This window comes from Ruminococcus sp. 1001713B170207_170306_F1 (assembly GCF_015668065.1).
In the GTDB taxonomy this organism is placed as follows: domain Bacteria; phylum Bacillota; class Clostridia; order Lachnospirales; family Lachnospiraceae; genus Blautia_A; species Blautia_A faecis.
In genome coordinates this window covers 264005-285943 of record NZ_JADPEX010000002.1, presented here as the reverse complement: position 1 = coordinate 285943, position 21939 = coordinate 264005, and the positions used below count along the sequence as shown (strand labels likewise).

18 protein-coding genes and 1 tRNA gene are annotated in these 21939 nt (G+C 43.5%); 13 read left to right on the top strand and 6 right to left on the bottom strand.

The window, feature by feature from the left end:
• Positions 1 to 44 precede the first annotated feature (44 nt).
• Together I4V84_RS03125 and I4V84_RS20105 are read left to right on the top strand one after the other, a co-directional pair.
• Complete coding sequence (locus tag I4V84_RS03125) at positions 45 to 602, top strand: C40 family peptidase (RefSeq protein WP_173735396.1); 558 nt, start codon at positions 45 to 47, stop codon at positions 600 to 602.
• A 586-nt stretch (positions 603 to 1188) separates the two neighbouring features.
• Positions 1189 to 1311, top strand: a complete 123-nt coding sequence (locus tag I4V84_RS20105; RefSeq protein WP_272112924.1) for a hypothetical protein — start codon at positions 1189 to 1191, stop codon at positions 1309 to 1311.
• A 276-nt stretch (positions 1312 to 1587) separates the two neighbouring features.
• Here the strand turns inward: I4V84_RS20105 and I4V84_RS03120 are convergent, their stop codons facing one another.
• Together I4V84_RS03120 and I4V84_RS03115 are read right to left on the bottom strand one after the other, a co-directional pair.
• Positions 1588 to 2613, bottom strand: a complete 1026-nt coding sequence (locus I4V84_RS03120; RefSeq protein WP_195991215.1) for a transglutaminase domain-containing protein — start codon at positions 2611 to 2613, stop codon at positions 1588 to 1590.
• 107 nt (positions 2614 to 2720) lie between these two features.
• Positions 2721 to 2993, bottom strand: a complete 273-nt coding sequence (locus tag I4V84_RS03115; protein ID WP_173735395.1) for a hypothetical protein — start codon at positions 2991 to 2993, stop codon at positions 2721 to 2723.
• Between the two features lie 189 nt (positions 2994 to 3182).
• On the opposite strand from I4V84_RS03115, the gene I4V84_RS03110 reads away from it, so the two are divergent.
• The gene (locus I4V84_RS03110) at positions 3183 to 4133 is read left to right on the top strand and encodes a hypothetical protein (RefSeq protein ID WP_173735394.1); all 951 of its coding nucleotides are present in this window, start codon (positions 3183 to 3185) and stop codon (positions 4131 to 4133) included.
• Positions 4134 to 4413: 280 nt separating this feature from the next.
• On the opposite strand, the gene I4V84_RS03105 is transcribed toward I4V84_RS03110, so the two are convergent.
• The 4 genes from I4V84_RS03105 to trmB form a co-directional block, all read right to left on the bottom strand.
• Positions 4414 to 4486: transfer RNA gene (locus I4V84_RS03105), tRNA-Lys, on the bottom strand.
• Between the two features lie 719 nt (positions 4487 to 5205).
• Positions 5206 to 8691: a DEAD/DEAH box helicase gene (locus I4V84_RS03100; RefSeq protein ID WP_243284001.1), complete on the bottom strand. Its 3486-nt coding sequence runs from the start codon at positions 8689 to 8691 to the stop codon at positions 5206 to 5208.
• Positions 8692 to 8707: 16 nt separating this feature from the next.
• A complete protein-coding gene (locus tag I4V84_RS03095) occupies positions 8708 to 8869 on the bottom strand; it encodes a hypothetical protein (protein WP_173716921.1) in 162 nt (53 codons plus the stop codon).
• Between the two features lie 64 nt (positions 8870 to 8933).
• A complete protein-coding gene (gene trmB / locus I4V84_RS03090; protein WP_173716936.1) occupies positions 8934 to 9587 on the bottom strand; it encodes a tRNA (guanosine(46)-N7)-methyltransferase TrmB in 654 nt (217 codons plus the stop codon).
• Between the two features lie 503 nt (positions 9588 to 10090).
• Here trmB and I4V84_RS03085 point away from each other — a divergent pair.
• From I4V84_RS03085 to I4V84_RS03040, 10 genes are all read left to right on the top strand, one after another.
• Complete coding sequence (locus tag I4V84_RS03085; RefSeq protein ID WP_173716937.1) at positions 10091 to 10411, top strand: hypothetical protein; 321 nt, start codon at positions 10091 to 10093, stop codon at positions 10409 to 10411.
• On the top strand, positions 10411 to 11454 hold the full coding sequence (locus I4V84_RS03080) for a V-type ATPase subunit (protein WP_195991213.1): 1044 nt from the start codon (positions 10411 to 10413) through the stop codon (positions 11452 to 11454). Before I4V84_RS03085 ends, I4V84_RS03080 begins: the two co-directional genes overlap by 1 nt.
• Before the next feature lie 18 nt (positions 11455 to 11472).
• Complete coding sequence (locus tag I4V84_RS03075; RefSeq protein ID WP_195991212.1) at positions 11473 to 13443, top strand: V-type ATPase 116kDa subunit family protein; 1971 nt, start codon at positions 11473 to 11475, stop codon at positions 13441 to 13443.
• Positions 13444 to 13530: 87 nt separating this feature from the next.
• On the top strand, positions 13531 to 13962 hold the full coding sequence (locus I4V84_RS03070) for an ATP synthase subunit C (protein ID WP_118579356.1): 432 nt from the start codon (positions 13531 to 13533) through the stop codon (positions 13960 to 13962).
• A gap of 2 nt (positions 13963 to 13964) precedes the next feature.
• A complete protein-coding gene (locus I4V84_RS03065; protein ID WP_117851005.1) occupies positions 13965 to 14273 on the top strand; it encodes a V-type ATP synthase subunit F in 309 nt (102 codons plus the stop codon).
• A gap of 17 nt (positions 14274 to 14290) precedes the next feature.
• Complete coding sequence (locus I4V84_RS03060; protein ID WP_195991211.1) at positions 14291 to 14878, top strand: V-type ATP synthase subunit E; 588 nt, start codon at positions 14291 to 14293, stop codon at positions 14876 to 14878.
• Complete coding sequence (locus I4V84_RS03055) at positions 14871 to 16640, top strand: V-type ATP synthase subunit A (protein WP_148462112.1); 1770 nt, start codon at positions 14871 to 14873, stop codon at positions 16638 to 16640. Before I4V84_RS03060 ends, I4V84_RS03055 begins: the two co-directional genes overlap by 8 nt.
• An 18-nt stretch (positions 16641 to 16658) precedes the next feature.
• On the top strand, positions 16659 to 18041 hold the full coding sequence (locus I4V84_RS03050) for a V-type ATP synthase subunit B (protein WP_118579365.1): 1383 nt from the start codon (positions 16659 to 16661) through the stop codon (positions 18039 to 18041).
• 17 nt (positions 18042 to 18058) lie between these two features.
• Positions 18059 to 18679, top strand: a complete 621-nt coding sequence (locus I4V84_RS03045; RefSeq protein ID WP_195991210.1) for a V-type ATP synthase subunit D — start codon at positions 18059 to 18061, stop codon at positions 18677 to 18679.
• Between the two features lie 688 nt (positions 18680 to 19367).
• Positions 19368 to 21434, top strand: a complete 2067-nt coding sequence (locus I4V84_RS03040; RefSeq protein ID WP_195991209.1) for a hypothetical protein — start codon at positions 19368 to 19370, stop codon at positions 21432 to 21434.
• Positions 21435 to 21939: the final 505 nt, after the last annotated feature.

The following is a 21939-nucleotide window of genomic DNA, read 5'->3' as shown; positions in this document are numbered from 1 at the left end:
ATAGGAAATGAAGGGTAATTTTATATAAATTGAGAGGTGTATGAATGTTAAAGAATAAAATGAAAAAACTGATCTGCGGAATCACAATGTGTATAACGGTCTGTTCTCAGTTGATTTTTCCACAGATCGCGTTTGCAGCGACTAAGGTTGCTGTGGAAAAGGCGGGAGAGGCATTTGTAGCTGGGATGACAGAGACTGCAGAGGCAGAGGAGGTACTTTCTGAGGAAGAGATTCGTCAGCAAATCGTGGATTTTGCGCTGCAGTTTGAGGGAAATCCTTATGTTTACGGTGGGACAAGCCTGACAAACGGGGCAGATTGTTCTGGGTTTGTAATGTCTGTGTTTGCACAGTTTGGCTATTCACTGCCCAGAGTAGCAGCAGATCAGTATAATCAGTCGGTGAAAAAAAGCGTGGAAGACCTGGAGCCAGGAGATCTGGTTTTCTATGGAAGCGGAATCAGCCATGTGGCACTGTACATTGGAAATGGACAGATTATTCACGCAAGTACATCTGCGTCTGGGATCAAGATTTCCAACTATGATTATGAGGCACCTGTGGGAGTTGGAACTTATATTGAAGCGGACGGCTTCTTTAGTGAATAAGAGTGAGGGAGCGGGGCATTTGATAAAACGGATATGAAATCCGGATATCCTGTTCTGACATTTATAGCCGGGGAAGGTTTCCCCGGCCTTTTTGTATATGGGGAGGTTTTATGAAGATTCCCGCATATTATATGAATCAAAAAGGCAATTGGGGTCGATTGATACAATATAGCAAGAAGTCCCCGCTTTAACATACGGGAATTAAGTGGTGGGAGTCTGCCGTTACTGTTCACTCAGTGACCAGTAACGCGCTTCGCGATGCACAGAAAACGAACCTTCTTGTGACAAGCACAAGAAGTAGCGTTTGCTGCGCAAACTTAATTCTCGGGTTTTCTGTGAACTTTGTTCACAAAAAACACCTCGCGGAATGTTACCAGTGAACGGTAACAGTCTGCCACGATACAAAGGGGAATGGTGAGAGGATAAAATTGATTTGTGTGTATTTTGTAAGGTATTGTAAATACGATATTTTGCAAGGGAAAATGTCGAAAAGTGTTGAAATTAGCAGATTGCACAAAGACTTAAAAAAAATGTGGATAGGTGAATTAATAGGTAGAAAGTTTTCCACTTTCAAAAATATGAAAAAATGTTGAAAAATCAAGTTATGCACAAAGTTATCCACATTATCCACATGGAAAAGCATGTGGATGAGTTGATTTACATAATGGGAATCGAAACAAATGTTTTGGTTATTGTTATGAAAATGTAAAATTCGACAGAAATCGGCAAAAAGGTATTGACTTTTACAAAATCAAAATATTATAGAATATTCGCGGAAAATATTACAATTAGAGGTAAAAAACATAAAATGTCTGACAAAATAAATTGTTCATTACAGGGCATATTTTGCCTGAAGCTCCGAAAAACTATAGAGAAGTTACAATGAGATTCTGGTAAAATATGGAATTATATTAAGAAGCCCTTTGCGGAGAAAATTTCCTCTGCAAAGGGCTTTCTTTATAATGTTTTTGATATTATTTTGACGTTACTGGAAGATATGATTTTTCTTTGCCTGTTTTAAGGTTTTTTTATACCAGTAGTAATCGCCCTGACCTTTACTGTAGTTCTGGATTTCTACGTCTACATCGTAGTAATATTTTTTACCATCTACGATGGCATAGTTCCAACTGTGGCCGGCTCTGGTGCCATCCAGATTCTTATAGTAGCCGTTGCAGACACCGGCATCTACGCCTACGTGGTTGCAGAGGATGACAAAGATTGCGGCCTGGTCGCTGCAGACTCCGCCGCGTTTCTGCATATAAGGAGCCATAAAGGATGACCAGGAGGAGCCACCGAAAATAAGTTTGCCGTTTTGGTAGTTCTGGAGAGTCTTTTTCTTGTAGTTTTTAATCCGCTTCTGGGCTTTGGTGCTGGTGAGATCGTAGTAATTTTTGGCTTTTACAAATTCATCGGCGTGTTTATGCTTGAAGTTTACAGTCATCCAGTGGTAGATACGTCGAACTTTTTCATCCTGGCTCATAGTGAGCTTTATTTTGGCTGACTGGATCATTTTTTCTGCCATGTAGTCTACAGTATCGACTCCGGTGTATTCTGGAATTGTGGTGGAAGCTGCGAGACCTTTGCTTCCGGATGGGGCTTTGGAAGATACTTTAAAACTTTTGGTTTTGGTGACAGATTTTATGCAGATCTGGTCTTTTTCTACATAATAGAAAAGCTCAACTTTGTAAGTGCCATTTGATGCGTAGGCTGTGGGCTTTTTCCCAGCTTCATTTCCTTTTGAGGGTTTTCCGTTCCAGTCAAGGCGAATGGTTTTATGTTCAAAAGAAGTGACCGGATCGCCCCAGAAATTTGTTCCGCCAATGTTTTTGTATGTTTTTTCATAAACATATTTACCAGATTTGTTTAGAATCCTAAGACGTACATTGATGGCTGTGCCCTCAAGGTCCTGTTCGGTGTTAAATGATACTCCAGCACGAATGGAAAGATAGTTTCTTTTGCTTGGATGAAATCCTTTGGAGCTGATGCCTGTGAGCAGGCTGTCTACTGACATCTGGATTTCATCTGGATTGATCGTATCCGTTTATTCCTCTGCTTTTACATTCTGTACACTGAACAGGAATATTATTGACAGCAACAGGAACGTGCTTAAGCAGATGTTTAAAAATTTTTTTCCTTTTTCAAGCATTTCTTCTCCTCCTTTGTTTTCTGATCTTCCTTAATTTTTTGTATAACCTGAAGTTTGTTCATTTTTGCAGAAGCAGCTTCGACCTCTTGGACGATACAGAAAAATTCTAATATGAGTATATTGGTTTTATTTAAGAGATTCAAGCTTAAAGTAATATTTTGCATTAGAGCGTGTTTGAAAAAGGCTTTCGGCAAAATCTCCCACAAAGTGGGGCGTGCAGATTGCTGGGATGATTTTTCAAACACGCTCTAGGTTTCTGAAAAATTGGGATAGAAAAATAAAATGTTTTCATGTAAAATAGGGCATAAGGAGGAAGAGATTTTTTACTTTACAAAAGATAAATATCGGAGTTTTCCGAGTTAAATAATACATTTCGATAACATTTTCAAAGCACATGAGACAACTATACATAACGAAAGTAAAGGAGCTGCCTCGTGGCAAATAGTACAATATTTGATGATGTTTTTCGAACAATGCTGGAGAAAATGCCGCAGTTGATTATTCCGTTGATCAATGAGGTGTTTGGAACAGATTACCCAGGTGATATTCCTATTGTGCAGAGAAGAAATGAACATTATACAAGAAAAGGGGCGATCATTACAGATTCCCATTTGTTCATAGCAGATAAGATATATCACATTGAATGCCAGAGCACCAGTGATTCTACCATGGTTATCCGGATGATAGAGTATGATTTTGCTGCTGCTTTGGAGTTTGCGGAGAAAGAAAATGGAAAGTATCGCATATATTTTCCACAATCCTGCGTATTATATTTACGTGGGAAAAATGGTCCCGATTTTCTCGAAATGGAATTGGTAATGCCGGAAGGACAGAGCATGGATTACAGAGTGCCTGTTGTCAGGGTGGAACGGTATACCAGTGATGTGATCTTTCAGAAGAAGTTACTGTTTCTTTTGCCTTTTTATATTATTCGATATGAGAAAAGTGTGAAAGAAATTGATGAAGATGATGGTATACTCCAAGAGTTAATGGAGGAATATAGAATTATCGGGGAAAGATTGGAGGAAGAACTTCTGAATGAAGGAAAAGAAAAGGAATATCGAGATCTGATTGGATTAATTGGCCGGATCGCGGATTATATTTTTAAGGAATCCCCCCGGGCAAAGAAAGGAATTGGTGAGGCTATGGGCGGACAGGTGTTGGAACTGGAGTCGGAACGATTGGAGAGATTGATTAGAGAAGGACGTGAAGCGGCAAGAGAAGAGGGAAGAGAAGAAGGAAGAGAAGAAGGAAGAGAAGAAGGAAGAGTTGATTTTGTGACGCAATTGTTACGAGATGGTAAGTACAATGCTACAGAAATCTCTCAGATATTTGGAGTTCCAATGGAACAAATTATGAGAATAAGGAAAGAGAAAAATTTATAAAAATCAAGTGAAGAAAGCCCTTTGCCAGAACCAGATATGATTTATGGCAGAGGGCTTTTGGTTAAGAGAAATTGAAAGGTAAAGCTGCATACTTTATTTGTATTCAAATGTAACCATTTGTAACCTCCCCAAATGTATCAGTTTTGGAAAAAAACGTGAGATTACAATTTATAGTCGAAAGGGTTAAAATCCCCGGAAGCCTTGATTTTACTGGCTTTAAGGGCACAAAAAAACACCGTCCCCGCGGCAATCGCTTTGTCCGCAAAAACAGTGCTTTCAGTGCGCCTTCAGGGGTTCGAACCCTGGACACCCTGATTAAGAGTCAGGTGCTCTACCAACTGAGCTAAAGGCGCTTTTCTTATTTCGTTGATTGGTTATTTCCTCAACGCAAGATGTATTATATATCAGGTACAGACCAAAAGTCAATAGGAATTTTATAATTTTTTTAAATTTTTTTGAAAACTTTTACGATTGCTATTTAGTGTACTAAAAGTTCTTCAGGAGAGACGCATTTGGACAATGTGTATTACTCACTCGCCGGCGCAACGCTCCAGCAAACTAATCGCTAACTGCGACTAATGCGTTCGGGAGAGCCCTCACGCATAAGTCTCCGTAAGCGCTGGATTTTGCTTACGCTAAGAGCGCGCCTGAAATGGCTCGCTGGAGTAATACACATTGCCCAAATGCTGTGTACTGGCTGGCAAGAACTTTTAACGAAGGGGGAGGGGAAGTGATTGGTTTCCCGATACTTTCTTGGCAATGATAGATTAGAAAAAAACAATAAAGTTGCGGGATACCAACTACGTCACTCCCCCCCTGTTGTTGTCGTTACTGTTTTGTTCTTCCCTTTCCAGTAACCAGCGATTTTGCAATGTATATTCGCAAGCCGCGCATTTCAGGAGCGGTTTTAGTGGAGGCGAGATCCATGACTTACGGAGACTTAGGCGCGAAGGCTTTCCTGAGCGTCTTAGTCGTAGTTAGTCATTAGCTTGCCGGAACGTTGCGACGCGCGGCGGTGAATATACATTGTGAAATCGCGTACGGGATAACGACCAACCAATCCCCTTTTTTCCTACAACAATTCCAAAATATCCTCCCTGCTCATACCACTCAGCTGTCCCATATCACCGCTGATGATCTGCTCTGCCAGATCCTGCTTTGCTTCCTGGAGCTTCTGGATCTTTTCTTCGATGGTATTGCGGGCGATAAGCTTGTACACCGTGACCTTCTTTGTCTGACCGATGCGGTGGGCACGGTCAGTGGCCTGGTTCTGGACAGCCTGATTCCACCAGGGGTCATAGTGGATAACCACATCTGCACCTGTCAGATTCAGTCCAACGCCGCCTGCTTTCAGGGAAATGAGAAATACAGGAGTGGTATCAGAATTGAACTGTTTCACAAGCTCCTGTCGTTTCTGCTTGGAGGTTTCCCCAGTGATGATGTAATAAGGAATCCCCTCTTTTTCCAGTGCTGCCTGAAGAAGAGCCAGCATGGAAGTAAACTGGGAAAATAAAAGCATACGGTGCCCACCATCAATAGCACTCTGGATCAGCTGCATACAGCTCTCAGCCTTGGCAGATTCGCCGCGGTAATTTTCAAAGCAAAGAGAAGGAGAGCAGCAGATCTGTCGCAGCTTCGTCAATTCAGCCAGAATCCACAATTTGCTCTTATTAAATTCGCCCTCGTCCTGCTGGGCAATTTTTTCCTTCATATGTACAACCTGGGCATCATACAGCTTCTGCTGGGCATCCTCAAATTTCACGTAACGGACTTCTTCCAGTTTTTCAGGAAGATCCTTCAGCACATCCTCTTTCAGACGGCGAAGGATAAATGGGGACACCATTTTCTGCAGACGGGTCATGGCAGACTCATCGTCGTTCTTTACGATCGGAGTTTCAAATTCCTTTTTAAAGGTATCGTAACCGTAGAGAAATCCTGGCATTAAATAATCGAAAATACTCCAAAGCTCACTGAGGCGGTTCTCAATTGGTGTACCTGTAAGTGCGTAGCGGGTCTGGCTGTGGATCACCTTTACAGATTTGGCTGCTGCTGTTGTGTGATTCTTGATATACTGTGCCTCATCAATAATCTGGTATAAAAATTCTTTTTTCTCATACTGGTCAATATCTCTTTTTAAAAGGTCGTAAGAAGTGACCAGAACATCGAAATCTGAGTATGTCTGAAGCTTCGCCTGACGCTCGGACTGACTTCCTGCGATCAGGGAAACCTTCAGCTGTGGGGCAAATCGGGCAAGCTCTTCACCCCAGTTAAAAACAAGGGCAGCAGGAGCCACTACCAGAGATGTGCCGGTTTTGCCTTCAAGCTTCGCTGCGAGAAGAACTGCGATTACCTGTAAGGTTTTTCCAAGTCCCATATCATCGGCGAGAATTCCGCCAAATTTCCATGCTTCCAGGGTACGCAGCCATTTGTAACCGTTCTTCTGATATTTTCGCATGATCCTGGAAAGGCTTTCCGGTTCTTCAAAATCGGCATCGTTAATGGTTTTGAAGCCTTTTACGATTTCACGGAAATGACGGTCACGGTTGGCATATATGTTTTCGTTGCTTTCCAGCATCTGATCCAGATATAAGGTGCGGTATGCCGGAATGTGCATTTTTCCTTTGACAAATTCTTTCGGAGTGAGATGAAGGGTTTTCATCAGTTCTGCCAGCATTTCCAGGTTCTGCTCCTGGAGATTGACAAATTCGCCGCTTTTCAGCTTGTAATATTTTTTCTTCAGCTGATAGCTTTTCAGGATATCCAGAAGCTCCTGGCTGGAAATATCATCTGTGGAAATATTCAGATCCAGGAGTCCGCCGGACACGGACACCCCAACGGAAACCTTTACAGTCTTTAAGGTATGTCGGCTGCGGAACCGGTTGGTGCAGCGTACTTCGCCAAGCTCCATGAGGGCGGCAGTTCCGGATTCCATGATCTGATAGCTCAGTTCTTCGTCGTGATTGCAGTGAAGAACGTCAAAGTCGGGATCATAGTAAGGCAGCCATTCCATTGTTTGATCCAGAATGCTGTTTTCCAGAGGAAAATCTCGGAACTGCTGGTCAGGGGAGATGTTCTCATGAAGTAAAAGCTTTCCTACAGAGAATTCCTTTTTTCCATAAAAGGCGCTTACCTTGCAGATAACGTTATCATTTTCTATGTCCAGATAAAATACGAAGTGCGCTTCAGGGGTGAGGTACTGCCTGAATTTCTCCGGATTTTCCTCTGTAATATCCGCCACCTCCTGAAGTTGAGGCAGCACATTGTGATAAAAATTGGACAATGTATTGCGCCCCATCTGGAAGTGGAATTCTCCATTTCTGGAAAGCGCTGTCAATGGACGGACCTTTTCCATAAAGGCCGGTTCTGTTTTGCAGAAGCTGTCATCCTGGATAAAGTATGAAGAGTCCATACCTTGAAAAAGCTCTGGGATGTATCCCTTTACTGTGACACCGTCAAACTGCTTTTTATCCTTAGAGGCATCCAGAATCCGTATGGAAATCCGTGGATTCCCTGTTTTGCAGTGAAGCTGGGCTTTTTTACGGGCTGCATCCGGAGTTTTATCTTCAAAATCTATTTTCTCACTGCCGACATTGTCGTAAAAACTGTCCAGACGCCAGCCAAAAAGATCCAGAGAATTGCCAACATTAAACTTCTTTGGCAAATAGATGCCGGAATTCTGGATTTTGTCTACGAACTGCTCTTCCTCGCGTACGATCCGGTCAATATAGCGGATCCATTTGCGGCTCTCCTCTGTGAAATCCTGCGTTTTGTGGCTGATCTGGGTGCTGGTTCCATACTGAACGATCTCACCGTTGCGAACCTGGCGGCAGAAGTCATCCAGTTTTTTTACCACGAACATTTTGGAAGTGCCCACTTTAAAAGAAACGGAAAGTTTATTGTCATTCTGAGTCAGCCTTGGAATCAGGGAAACGCTTGGAGAAACCTGGGCCGGTGTTTCTTTCTGGCCATTTTTGAGCTGCCCTCTGCGATAGGAGTTCAGCAGATAGTCTCCGTTCATGTCTGTGGCATCTGAAAAATTATTGTGGCTTACATAATCCCGAACATAAAAAGCCAGAGCAGCGGTATACTGGCATCTGGAATTATCAGAGTACCAGCCCCAGTATTTCCTGCTGCATTCCGGGCATCCGCATCTTGCGTAAGTTACTTCTTCGTGAGAAAAAAGGAGTGTGACATCAAAATTATTTCTGCCGGTCTGGAAAGTTGCCTCTACCTGGCCAAGGCGCTGACCGTTCATCCTGTCGTAACCGCAGGAAATGTCAGTGACATTCATTTTCCCCTGGCGATAGATGGCTTCCCCGCTTTTTCGGTCTTTGGCAGTGAGCTTTAAGGATTCGAGAATTTTGTTGCCGTTAAAATAGCTGTAATTTTCCAGCTGTTGGATATTTCCTTCTAATGAGGAATCGTCGTCGGTGTCACTGTCATTCTGGGAACCGCCAAGGAGCTGGTACGTTTCGTTACGCTTTTGTTTTTCCAGCTCTTCCTGACGTTTGCGCTCTTCCATTTCTTTCTTTTTCACTTCTGTCGGAGAATTTTTCATTTGTTTGGCTTCCTTTTTATGATTTTTCTTTGTCGTTTTTGTCCTTGGGAAACATGCTGTCCAGCAGTTTGGACAGTTCGTTGGCATGCTTCTTTATGCTGGAGAAGGGATTGCTTCTGTTTTTATGTTCATAGCCAAATTGAGCAGCAAATTTTTGCAAAGATCTGGTTCGCTTCATATAAAAACTCCTGCCAGATATTTCTTCCTTATAATATGAAAAGAAATACAGCAACGTGAAACATTTAACGACGAATGATCATCTTGCAGATAGGATTTCCTATAGAAGAAAATTTTTCTTCATATTCGGTCATTACATTGCCAACCATCATTTCTTCGTTGTGATGAAGATCAAAGGTATGTGCTTCAAGCTTCCATCCGGCTTCCGGGACTTCTTCCAGGGAAAAGTCGAACAGGCCGCGGTTGTCAGTTTTGAACTCGATGGTTCCGTCTTCTTTCAGAATCTTGTCGTAGCGGGCAAGAAATTCCCGGGAGGTAAGACGGCGTGAAGCGTGGCGGGCCTTTGGCCAAGGATCAGAGAAGTTCAGATAGATTCTGGAAACCTCGCCTTTTTCAAAAACTTCGGGAAGAAGTCTTGCATCCATGCGCATGAATTTTAAATTAGAAAGCTCCTGTCCTTCTTCTGCAAGGGCTTCTTTCTTCTGAATGGCACGAAGGAGTACGCTGTCATACATTTCGATTCCGATATAGTTGATTTCCGGATGGAGCTTCGCCATATCCATAAGAAAGCGGCCTTTTCCCATGCCAACCTCCAGATGGACAGGCTGATTCTGTGGGAAAACCTTGTCCCAGTTTCCCTTATTCTCCTGGGGATTCTGGATCACGTAGATACTTTCTGCAATTGCGTCTTTGGCGCCTGGTATATTTCTAAGTCGCATAGGTTCCTCCTGTAATTATATTTATAGCTGTATGAAACTGATTCCGGCTCTTTGCAAAAGGTTACCGGGTGGTAAAAAATGCTTGTCAGAATCAGCTGAAATTGTATTCATTCTTAACAAAACTACTATACATGATTTCCTGCTTTTCCGCAATAATATTGATATCGTGATTTTTCAAACACATTCTATGTCAGGGGGAAAACGCAAAGTTCTTTTAATTGAAAAAACTGACTAATTTTGACTGAATATGAAATGCGTCAATAAGAAAAGTAAACGGAAAAATGTGGGAGAACTCTGTATAAATATGCATTTTCTTCCTATTTATAATTAATACGTGTACCTATTATAAAATTTCGATATGACAGGAATTGATAAGATCGTTAATTTTTAGTCAAAACATCTGGAATTGTATTGAATTTTTGTGAAAATTTTAGGCAAAGTTTGACTGGTATTTTCATCAAAATAGGTGTAAGATACTTAAAACTTGAAAAAGGAGGGGAAAAATGGAACAGATAATCGGTAAGTTATCCGAGATAGAGACAACTGCAGAGACCATTATGAGGGATGCACTGCAGAAGAAGAAAGCTCTTTCAGCTGAGATGGAAAGGCAGTCCAAGGAATTCGACACCCAGCTGGAGAAACAGACAGAAGAGCAGATTAAGGAAATTCGCCGGAATCTTGAGGGTGAGAAGGATAAGCGTCTGTCATCCCTGCGGGAAGACACTCAGGCTGCCTTAAGTCAGCTGGACGCTTACTATGCGAAGAATCACGAACGCCTTTCCAGAGAAATTTTTGAAAAGATCATTCAGGAGGAAGTGATGTAATGGGAAGCGTTCTTTCCTACAGCGGAATTTCCACGAAAATACGCGCTATGAGCAGTCATCTGGTGACAGATGAACAGCTTCAGGAAATCGTCCGCTTTTCGGACGTTCCACAGGTAGCCGCTTATTTGAAGAAAACGCCGGAATATGCGAAAGCATGGTCAGACCTTGATGAGAATAATCTTCACCGAGGTGAGATCGAGAAGCTTCTGAAGAAATCCATTTTCGGAAATTTCTCCCGCATTTACAATTTTGCAAACAAGGAGCAGCGCAAGTTCCTGGCACTTTATTCCAAGCGCTACGAAATCCGTGTTCTGAAAGAGATCATGACGAATCTCTTTGATCACAGAAGCACCGATCCTGTGGATATGAGTCCTTACCGCGACTTTTTCCTTCACCATTCCAAGCTGGACATTGACAGAGTGGCAGGTGCCGGAAATATGGATGAGTTCATGGCAGCCCTGAAGGGCAATGAATTCTATGCTCCCCTTCAGAGCGTATATGAGAACGGCAATGGACTTTTATTTGACTACGGAATGGCTCTTGATCTTTATTATTTTAATCAGATCTGGAGTGTCCGCAAAAAGTTATTCAAGGGAAACGATCTGGACGAGATCACCAAGGCTTATGGTGAGAAGTTTGATATGCTGAATCTGCAGTTTATCCTGCGTTCCAAGCGTTATTACAAAATGGAGCCGGCAGCCATCTACGCACAGCTGATTCCCGTGAATTATAAACTAAAGAAAGAAGAAATCACAGCTCTGGTGGAAGCTACCAGCAAAGAAGAGGGTGAGCAGATCTTTTCACGTACCTGGTACGGCAGGAAATATCAGCAGCTGAACCTGATCTCCATGGAGGAGCTTTATAATAGTCTGCTCCGCACCGTGCTTGAGAAAGAGGCTCGCAAGGATCCTTATTCAGTAGCTGTTTTGTATTCTTATCTTTACCACAAAGAGCATGAGGTAAACCGTCTGACCATCGCACTGGAGTGTGTTCGTTACCAGGTTGATCCGGACGAGGCAATGCATTATGTTCACAACAATTAGTAACCCGGAGGTAGCAATGTGATTGAGAAAATGAAATTTGTCAGCATTACCGGGCCAAGAGAGGATATCGACCGAGTTGTAAATAATTACCTCAGCCGGTATGAGATTCATCTGGAGAATGCTCTTACTGAGCTCACAGATGTGAAGAATCTTTCTCCTTATCTTGAAATCAATCCTTATAAAGAAGCTTTAAGCACAGTCGGAAGTTTCTATGAAGAGGTTGAGAACCCGGAGCAGGCTTCTGCGAAGAAGCTGCCAATCGAAAAAGCTCTCTCTTTTGTACAGCAGATCAAAGATGAAGCGGATGTCCTTAACAAGACCCGTCAGGAACTGGAGGAGAAACGTGATTCTCTGGCAGAATCACTTCGTATCATCTATCCTTTCCGAAATGTAGATTTTGATGTGCAGTCAATCCTGAAAATGCGTTATATCCATTATCGCTTTGGACGGATCGAGAAAGATTATTTCGATAAATTTAAAACATACATTTATGATAATCTGGATACGATTTTCATTAAATGTGATGAAGATGACCGTTATATCTGGGGAATTTATTTTGTTCCCGTTCATGAAGCACAGCGGATCCATGCCGTATATTCTGCTATGCACTTTGAAAAAATCTTTGTACCGGATCAGTATGATGGAACTGCCAAAGCTGCATACACAGCACTTGAGGCGCAGTACAAGAAAACAATTGCAGATCTTGATGCAAACAAAGCAGCAAGAAAAGCTTTCTTCAGAAAAAATGCATCCGACATTGTTTCCTGCAAACATACACTTTCCCAGTTTTCACGGAACTTTGATATCCGTAAACTGGCAGCATGCACACATGGGGACAATAAGGGAGAGGCAGCAGCCGATTATAAGCCGAAGGAACCATTTTATATCCTTTGTGGCTGGATGACAGAGAAGGATGCTAAGGCTTTCCAGAATGATATTTCCGGAGATTCCCGTATTTTCTGTCTGATTGATGAGAATGAGCAGGAGGATGCCCATAAGACACCGCCTACCAAGCTGAAGAATCCCAAGCTTTTCAAGCCATTCGAAATGTACACCAAAATGTATGGCCTTCCGGCTTATGGAGAGATGGATCCAACCTGGTTTATCGCCATTACTTATTCCTTTATTTTCGGCGCAATGTTCGGAGATGCAGGACAGGGTCTGGTTTTATTGATCGGCGGATATCTTCTTTACAGATTCAAGCATATTGATCTTGCCGGAATCATCAGCTGTGCAGGTATCTTTTCCACATTCTTTGGCTTCATGTTCGGCAGCGTCTTCGGATTTGAGGATATTATAGAGCCTGTATGGTTAAGGCCTATGGATGCCATGATGAATGTGCCTTTTATCGGAAAACTGAATACCGTATTTATTATCGCTATTGGCTTTGGTATGGGAATCATTCTTCTGTGTATGATTTTTAATATTATGAATTCCCTGAAAGCAAAGGATACAGAGAAAGTATGGTTTGATACCAACTCTGTTGCAGGCCTTGTATTCTATGGATCCGCAGTGATTGTAATTGCATTGTTCATGACAGGCCATAAGCTTCCTGGCGGTATTGTTCTTTGCATTATGTTTATTCTTCCGCTGCTTGTAATGTTCTTAAAAGAGCCTCTTACAAACCTTGTGGAAAAGAAGCCGGCAACCTTTGAAGGTGGTGTGGGAATGTTTATTGTTCAGGGATTTTTCGAGATGTTCGAAGTCCTTTTGAGCTATTTCTCCAACACACTTTCTTTCGTGCGTATCGGAGCTTATGCAGTCAGCCATGCAGCTATGATGCAGGTTGTACTGATGCTGGCCGGTGCCGAGAACGGAAGCCCGAACTGGGTAGTGATTGTTCTCGGAAATATTTTCGTATGCGGTCTTGAGGGTCTGATCGTTGGTATCCAGGTACTGAGACTTGAGTATTACGAGATGTTCAGCCGTTTCTACAAAGGAAGCGGAAGAAAATTCGAGCCGTTCCGTTCTGACGCGGAGGCAAAGTAAACTGCCGCTGGTAGTGAAATATTTATCAAATGTCTCTGTGAAATGCAGTGACATTACAAATGTTAAAACACGAGGAGGTCAATTATCATGACAGTTATGACACAGATTATCTTAGCAGTAGCGCTTGTATTAAGCATTATCGTTCCATTTGGTTATTATTTCATCGGCGAGAAGAGCCGTGGACGCTATAAAACAACAATCGCAACAAACGCATTTTTCTTCTTTGGTACCATGTTAGTAGCAGCAATGGTTATGTTTGCAGGAAGCTCTTCTGTACAGGCTGCAACAGGCGCTGATGCAGGTATTGCAACAGGTCTTGGATATATTGCAGCAGCTCTTGTTACAGGTCTTTCCTGTATCGGTGGTGGTATTGCCGTAGCCAGTGCGGCAAGTGCAGCTCTTGGTGCAATCAGCGAGGATCAGAGCATTCTTGGTAAATCTCTTATCTTCGTAGGTCTTGCCGAAGGTGTTGCTCTTTACGGTCTGATCATTTCCTTCATGATCATCGGTAAATTATAATTATGAAAATGTTTTTGATCAGTGACAACATCGATACCTGCACAGGGATGAGACTGGCAGGTGTGGAAGGCGTGGTAGTCCATGAGCGTGATGAACTGAAGGACGCTCTGGAAAAAGCAATCGCCAACAAAGAAATCGGGATCCTTCTCCTGACCGAAAAATTCGGCCGGGAGTTTCCCCAGATCGTGGACGATGTAAAGCTGAACCATAAAACGCCTTTAATCATCGAAATCCCTGACAGGCATGGTACAGGCCGCAAACCTGATTTTATTACCGGATATGTTAACGAAGCCATTGGCTTAAAGTTATAGGCAGGAGAAGACCAAGCATGACAATTGAAGAAAAACTGCAGCATTTCTATGACACTTCCGTTGCGGAAGCCCAGACAGAGGCTGAGAATACACTGGAAGCACATAAGAAGAGTCTGGAAGAAATGCTTGAAAAGCATAAAGAATCAAGAAAAATGGATGCCGAGGCACAGATCAAGGCAGAGACAGAAAATGCTACCCGAGAGGTAAACAAGGCACTTTCTGCTGAGCAGCTGACTTTAAGACGTGACTGGACAGCCAAACAGAATGAGCTTAGAAATGAGCTTTTTGTAGAGGTTAAGAATCATCTGGAGGACTTTATGGAGAGCCCTGAATATCAGGATTATCTTTGTACAAGAATCCAGAAGGCAAGAGAATTTGCGGGAAATGATGAAATCTTCATCTATCTTTCCCCGGAAGATACAGCATTACAGCGTTCTATCGTTGCAAAGACAGGATTTACAGTTGAGATTTCCAAGGAGCCGTTTATGGGCGGTATCAAAGCTACCATCCCGGCGAAAAATATCCTGATCGACAATTCTTTCATGAGCGCTTATGAGAAGCTGAAAAAAGAATTCAAATTTGACGGAGGGCTGAGCCATGAATAAAACAGGTATTATCTACGGCGTTAACGGTCCTGTTATTTATCTGAAAGGCGACCCGGGATTTAAGATTTCCGAGATGGTTTATGTTGGACCTGAGAAGCTGGTCGGTGAGGTCATTGGTCTGAAAAAGGGCATGACTACCGTACAGGTTTTCGAGGAGACAACAGGACTGAAGCCAGGCGATACAGTAATGGGAACAGGCGATGCTATTTCCGTTCTTCTGGGACCTGGAATCATTCATAACATTTTCGATGGTATCCAGCGTCCTCTGGAGGAGATTGCAAAATCCTCCGGAAAATATATTTCCCGTGGTGTCAGTGTTGATTCCCTTGATACTGCTAAGAAATGGGATGTTCATGTAACTGTTAAAGTTGGAGATATGGTAAGTGCAGGTACTATCATTGCCGAGACTCAGGAAACAGCTTCCATTCTTCATAAATCCATGGTTCCGCCAACAATCGGAGAGGCTGAGGTTATCAAGGCAGTTCCGGACGGAGCATATACTATCCTTGATCCGATTGTAACGGTTCGTCTTTCTGACGGCAGCGAGCGTGACATCGCTCTTGCACAGAAATGGCCCATCCGTGTGCCAAGACCTACCTACAAACGTTTCCCTGCAAGTGTGCCGCTTGTAACCGGACAGCGTATTCTGGATACCCTTTTTCCAATTGCAAAGGGTGGTACAGCAGCGATTCCTGGCGGTTTCGGTACTGGAAAAACCATGACACAGCACCAGATCGCAAAGTGGTCTGACGCAGATATCATTATCTATATTGGATGTGGTGAGCGTGGAAACGAGATGACACAGGTTCTGGAGGATTTCAGTAAACTGATCGACCCGAAATCCGGAAACCTGATGATGGACCGTACCACTCTGATTGCCAATACATCAAACATGCCTGTTGCAGCCCGTGAGGCTTCTATTTATACAGGTGTTACACTGGCTGAGTATTATCGTGACATGGGTTATGACGTTGCCATCATGGCAGACTCCACTTCCCGTTGGGCTGAGGCTCTTCGAGAGTTATCCGGACGTCTGGAGGAAATGCCTGCCGAGGAAGGTTTCCCGGCTTATCTGGCTTCCAAGCTTTCCGCTTTCTATGAGCGAGCTGGTATGATGCAGAACTTAAATGGAACCGAAGGTTCCGTATCTATTATCGGTGCGGTTTCCCCACAGGGTGGTGACTTCTCTGAGCCTGTTACACAGAATACAAAGCGTTTCGTCCGCTGCTTCTGGGGACTGGATAAATCTCTGGCTTATGCCCGTCATTTCCCGGCTATCCACTGGCTCACAAGCTATAGTGAGTACCTGGAGGATTTAAGCCCATGGTACAGAGATAATGTTTCCGCTAAATTTGTAAGCGACCGTAATCAGCTGATGGCGATTCTGAACCAGGAGAGCTCTCTGATGGAAATCGTTAAGCTGATCGGTAGTGATGTTCTTCCGGATGATCAGAAGCTGACTCTGGAGATCGCAAGGGTTATCCGTCTTGGATTCCTTCAGCAGAATGCGTTCCATGCAGAGGATACCTGTGTACCGATGAGCAAGCAGTTCAATATGATGGAGATCATCCTTTATCTGTACGAGAAGTGCCGCTCCCTTGTAAATCAGGGAATGCCGGTTTCCGTACTGAAGGAGGATAATATTTTTGAGCGTGTCATTGCTATCAAATATGATGTTCCGAATAACAAACCTGAGATGTTTGACCAGTATAAGGCTGACATCGACAGATTCTACGATAACGTATTAGAGAGAAACGGCTGATAGGGAGGTAAGTTTTTTATGGCAATCGAATATTTAGGCCTTAGTGAAATAAACGGCCCTCTTGTAGTTCTGGAAGGCGTTAAAAACGCTTCCTATGAGGAAATCGTCTCCTTCCGTATGGATGACGGTACCGAAAAGCTTGGCCGTATCATTGAAATATACGAAGATAAAGCAGTAATTCAGGTTTTCGAGGGTACAGATAATATGTCCCTTGGAAACACTCATACACGTCTTAGTGGTCATCCTATGGAAATCGGGCTTTCCCCGGAAATCCTGGGACGTACCTTTAACGGTATTGGACAGCCTATCGATGGTCTTGGTGAGATCACACCGGAGGTCAGCCTGAACATCAATGGACTGCCACTGAACCCGGTTACCCGTGAGTATCCGCGTAACTACATCAATACCGGTATTTCCGCAATTGATGGTCTGACCACCCTGATCCGTGGACAGAAGCTTCCGATTTTCTCTGGAAACGGTCTTCCTCATGATAAGCTGGCTGCACAGATCGTGCGTCAGGCTTCTCTGGGCGCTGATTCTGATGAGAATTTCGCCATTGTGTTTGCTGCAATGGGTGTTAAGTATGATGTTGCAGAGTTTTTCCGCAGAACCTTTGAGGAGAGCGGTGCTTCCGATCACGTTGTTATGTTCCTGAACCTGGCAAATGACCCTACTGTTGAGCGTCTTCTGACTCCGAAGATCGCCCTGACTGCAGCAGAGTATCTTGCTTTTGAAAAAGGTATGCATATTCTGGTTATTCTTACAGATATCACTTCTTTCTGTGAGGCAATGCGTGAGGTTTCTTCTTCCAAAGGTGAGATTCCTTCCCGTAAAGGTTATCCTGGATATCTTTACAGTGAGCTTGCTACTTTATATGAGCGTGCAGGTATTGTTTCCGGTGGTACAGGTTCTGTTACACAGATCCCGATTCTGACCATGCCTAATGATGATATTACCCATCCGATTCCTGACCTTACCGGTTACATTACTGAGGGTCAGATTGTTCTGGACAGACAGCTTCATGGACAGGGTATTTACCCGCCAATCAATGTTCTGCCGTCTCTTTCCCGTCTGATGAAGGATGGTATTGGTGAGGGCTTCACAAGAGCGGACCATCAGGACGTTGCCAACCAGCTGTTTTCCTGTTATGCAAAGGTTGGAGATGCGAGAGCCCTTGCTTCTGTTATTGGTGAGGATGAGCTTTCTCCTCTGGATAAGAAGTATCTGCAGTTTGGTAAGGCATTTGAGGCTGAGTTTGTCGGTCAGACAGATACAGAGAACAGAAGTATTATCGATACTCTGAATAAGGGCTGGGAGCTTCTTGGTATGCTTCCGAAGGATGAGCTTGACCGTATTGATACCAAGATTCTGGATCAGTATTATCACGAGACTACCAAATAAAGAGTGAGGTGACTTGAATGGATCCGAATACCTTTCCTACCAAGGGTAATTTAATTCTGGCTAAAAATTCACTTGCTCTTTCCCGTCAGGGTTATGAACTGATGGATAAGAAGCGTAATATTCTGATTCGTGAGATGATGAATCTGGTTGATCAGGCGAAGGATATCCAGGGACAGATTGATGAGACGTTCCGAACTGCGTATGAGGCTTTGCAGAAAGCGAATATGGAGATGGGTATCGCGTTTGTGGATCAGATTTCCCATACGGTGCCGGTGGAGGATTCCATCCGTATTAAGACACGTAGTGTTATGGGTACGGAGATTCCGTTGGTGGAATATGATAAGTCGGGAAATGTGCCGACATATGCTTATTATAGTACGAAGATGTCTCTGGATGAGGCGAAGGCGGCTTTTGAGAGGGTGAAGGTGCTTTCCATTAAGCTGTCTATGATCGAGAATTCAGCGATTCGACTGGCTAGCAATATTAAGAAGACGCAGAAGAGAGCGAATGCGCTGAAGAATATTACGATTCCGAAGTTTGAGGCTCTGACTAAAGATATTTCCAATGCTTTGGAGGAGAAAGAGCGTGAGGAATTTACGCGATTAAAAGTTATTAAGAGGATGAAGCAGGGTGCGTGATGGCGCCCTGTTTTTTTTCGGGTGGGGGACGTGAGAGGAAGGGGATGCCGGCTGGGAGCGATGCCAAAATGGGCGTTTGACTGCGTCGCCTATTGTCAGGGAGAATTGCAAACTCGCCCTTGCAGGGCTCAGACAGTGCAATTCTCCCTCACGCTATACTCGTCAAACGCCCATTTTGGCAAAGCCCCCAGCCGGCATCCCCTTCCTCTCACTGTGTACTGGCAAGGGAAAAAACAGGACGGCGGCTGCGGGTGGGAGTAGTTGAGGAGGGAAGGAGTGACGCAGCGCCTGGGAAGAGAGGCGGATGGTAATTACGTTTGCTTAGCGTTGTGTACTGGTAGGAAACGTTGGCTGATTCCTTTTGGGGAGACTTTCGTGTTTACTATATTCTATTCTTTTGTATATTTTTAGTTAGCTTTCTTCTTGAGTTCTGTCAAAAATCATTTCTGTTATGTGTATTCTTTGAGTGGAGTATATTTCGCCTAAATTTGGTTGTTGCGGCATATTCTTTTGGGGGAGTTCACAGTTTCTTACCAGGTTGACCATGGAATGAACACAGTTTTCCCATTAATTGCACACATTTGGTCTGTATATTATTAGCCATAAGGAACACAAAACAAAATGATCCAGATGGAGAGAATGAGGACTTCGGAAGGGTTGAATGAATATAGAAAGGAAATGAATGGGTATGAAACGTAGATATTTAGCTGTTTTAATGGGAATTATGGTAGCAACAACTTCTGTTCCGGCTATGGTTTATGCGGAGGATAGTAAGACGGAGACGGCTGCGGATGCGGCGAATGATGAAAGTGGTGAGGCGGATGCTTCGGATGAGAATGGTGATGAGAGTCAGGAGAATGTGGTACTTGGTGAGGTTAAGTCGGTTTCTGATTCGGAGATTACCATTGCGGTTGGGACTATGAAAGAGATGGGTCAGCCTGGTGGAGATGGCCAGAATGGTGGAGCACCGGATGAAAATGGCCAGGGTGGTGAGGCGCCTTCTATGTTGGATCTGACTGGCGAGGAGCAGACGATTACAATTACTGCGGATACAGTGATCACAAAGCAGGCAGGCGGTATGCAGCCTGGCGGAGATGGACAGAATGGCGGTGCGCCAGAGAAGCCGGAAGGTGATGGGCAGAGTTCTGATTCTTCTGATGGAGCAAGTGACAGTCAGGACGCAGCTGACGATAACCAGGAAAGTGAGAATACAGATAGCCAGGACGGAGAAGAGCCGGAAAAACCAGACGGTAACGGACAGTCCGCAGAGGCTGAGGAGATTTCACTTTCTGACATTCAGGAGGGCGATATCGTTTCTATTACTTTAGATGAGGATGAAAATGCTGCTTCCATTACTGTAATGTCCATGGAAATGGATGGTCAGGGTCAGCCTGGCGGTGATGGACAAGGCGCTCCAGGACAGGGAGGCCCTGGTGGACAGTCTCAAGGTGTGGACAGTTATACTGCGGTAAATGAGTATATAGAAGATACAACTGTATCAAATGAGACAATTGAGTCAACAGGAACTGACGAGAATGCAGCATTGATTTCTTCAGGTGCAAGTGTTACTCTTGATAATGATACTATTACTAGAACTTCCGAGGACAGCAAGGGCGGAGACAATTCCAGCTTCTATGGTGTAGGAGCTGCTGTTCTGGCAACAGATGGTACTGCTTATGTGAAAGATGGCAGCGTGATTACAGATGCAGCAGGTGGTGCAGGGCTTTTTGCATATGGTGATGGAACTGTATATGCTTCTGGTACAACTGTGAAAACGACTCAGGATACTTCTGGTGGTGTTCATGTAGCTGGCGGTGGGGCTCTTTACGGATGGGACTTGGATGTAGAGACAAACGGTGAGTCTTCTGCTGCAATCCGAAGTGACAGAGGCGGCGGAACAATGGTGATCGATGGTGGAAATTATGTTTCCAACGGCGTTGGTTCTCCTGCTATTTACAGTACAGCAGACATTGCAGTAAGCAATGCCAGCCTTACAGCAAATGGTTCAGAGGCTGTTTGTATCGAAGGTCTGAATTCTATTCACCTTTATGATTGTGACTTGACAGGAAATATGAGTGATCTGGATCAGAATGATAATACTTGGACTGTAATCCTTTACCAGAGCATGTCTGGTGATTCTGAGGTCGGCAACAGTACTTTTCAAATGGATGGAGGCAGCCTGACTTCTGAGAACGGCGGTGTGTTTTATACAACCAATACAGAGAGTACGATTACTTTAAATAACGTGGATATTAACTATAACGATGACAATGAATTTTTCCTGCAGTGCACAGGTAACACCAACCAGAGAGGCTGGGGACAGGCCGGGGCAAACGGAGCTGACTGCCACTTTACCGGTATTAGTCAGGATATGCAAGGAAATGTGATCTGGGATTCTATCAGTGATCTGGATTTTTATCTCACAGATGGCAGCAGCTTGACAGGTGCAGTTGTAGATGATGAGAGTTATGCAGGCGAAGGTGGAGAGGGATACTGCAACGTTTATGTAAGCGCAGATTCCACCTGGACTGTAACTGGCGACAGTACTGTCTCATCTCTGGAAAATGAGGGAACAATTGTAGATAGTAATGGAAAAACTGTAACAATTCAGGGTACAGACGAAACTGTGTATGTACAGGGCGACAGCGAGTACACCATTATAACTGGTTCCTACAGCGACACAGCAGATATGTCTGGAGCAACGGCAATCCAGGATCAGAGTGTTTATACAGTTGAGAAACCGGATCAGCTTTAAAATTGGATAAAGAAACTCTCCAATTTGAAGATTATGGGCTTGATGAGTTATAAGAAAAAACACTGGGCTACACTTTATTGTGGCTCAGTGTTTTTTCGTTAAAAGAAGAGTGAACCTGAATTATAAAAATCCCGGTCAGAAAAGAAATATCAAGACAGTTCTTTTCTAAAGACCGGGATTTTTTATGTTAAATTTATAATCAAATTCGAATTCTCCGACGTAAGCAACTTCCGAAAATTCTCCTAAAAAGAAGGAGGGCCGGACCTTTTGGCCCGGCAAGTATGAAAAAGAAAAAGTATATTTATAATCTATGTAAAAAAGCTTTCGCTTTATTTGTTTATTAATATACGCGGAATTTGTGATGAATCTGTGAGAACAAATTGAAAAATATATGAGGAAAATCTAAAGAACTTATAAACTGGAACGCACCTGAAGTGACCGGCATAGGAATATACAGTATGAAAAAGCTGTGCATTCAAACTTAATTTCATGGTGATAAAATCTA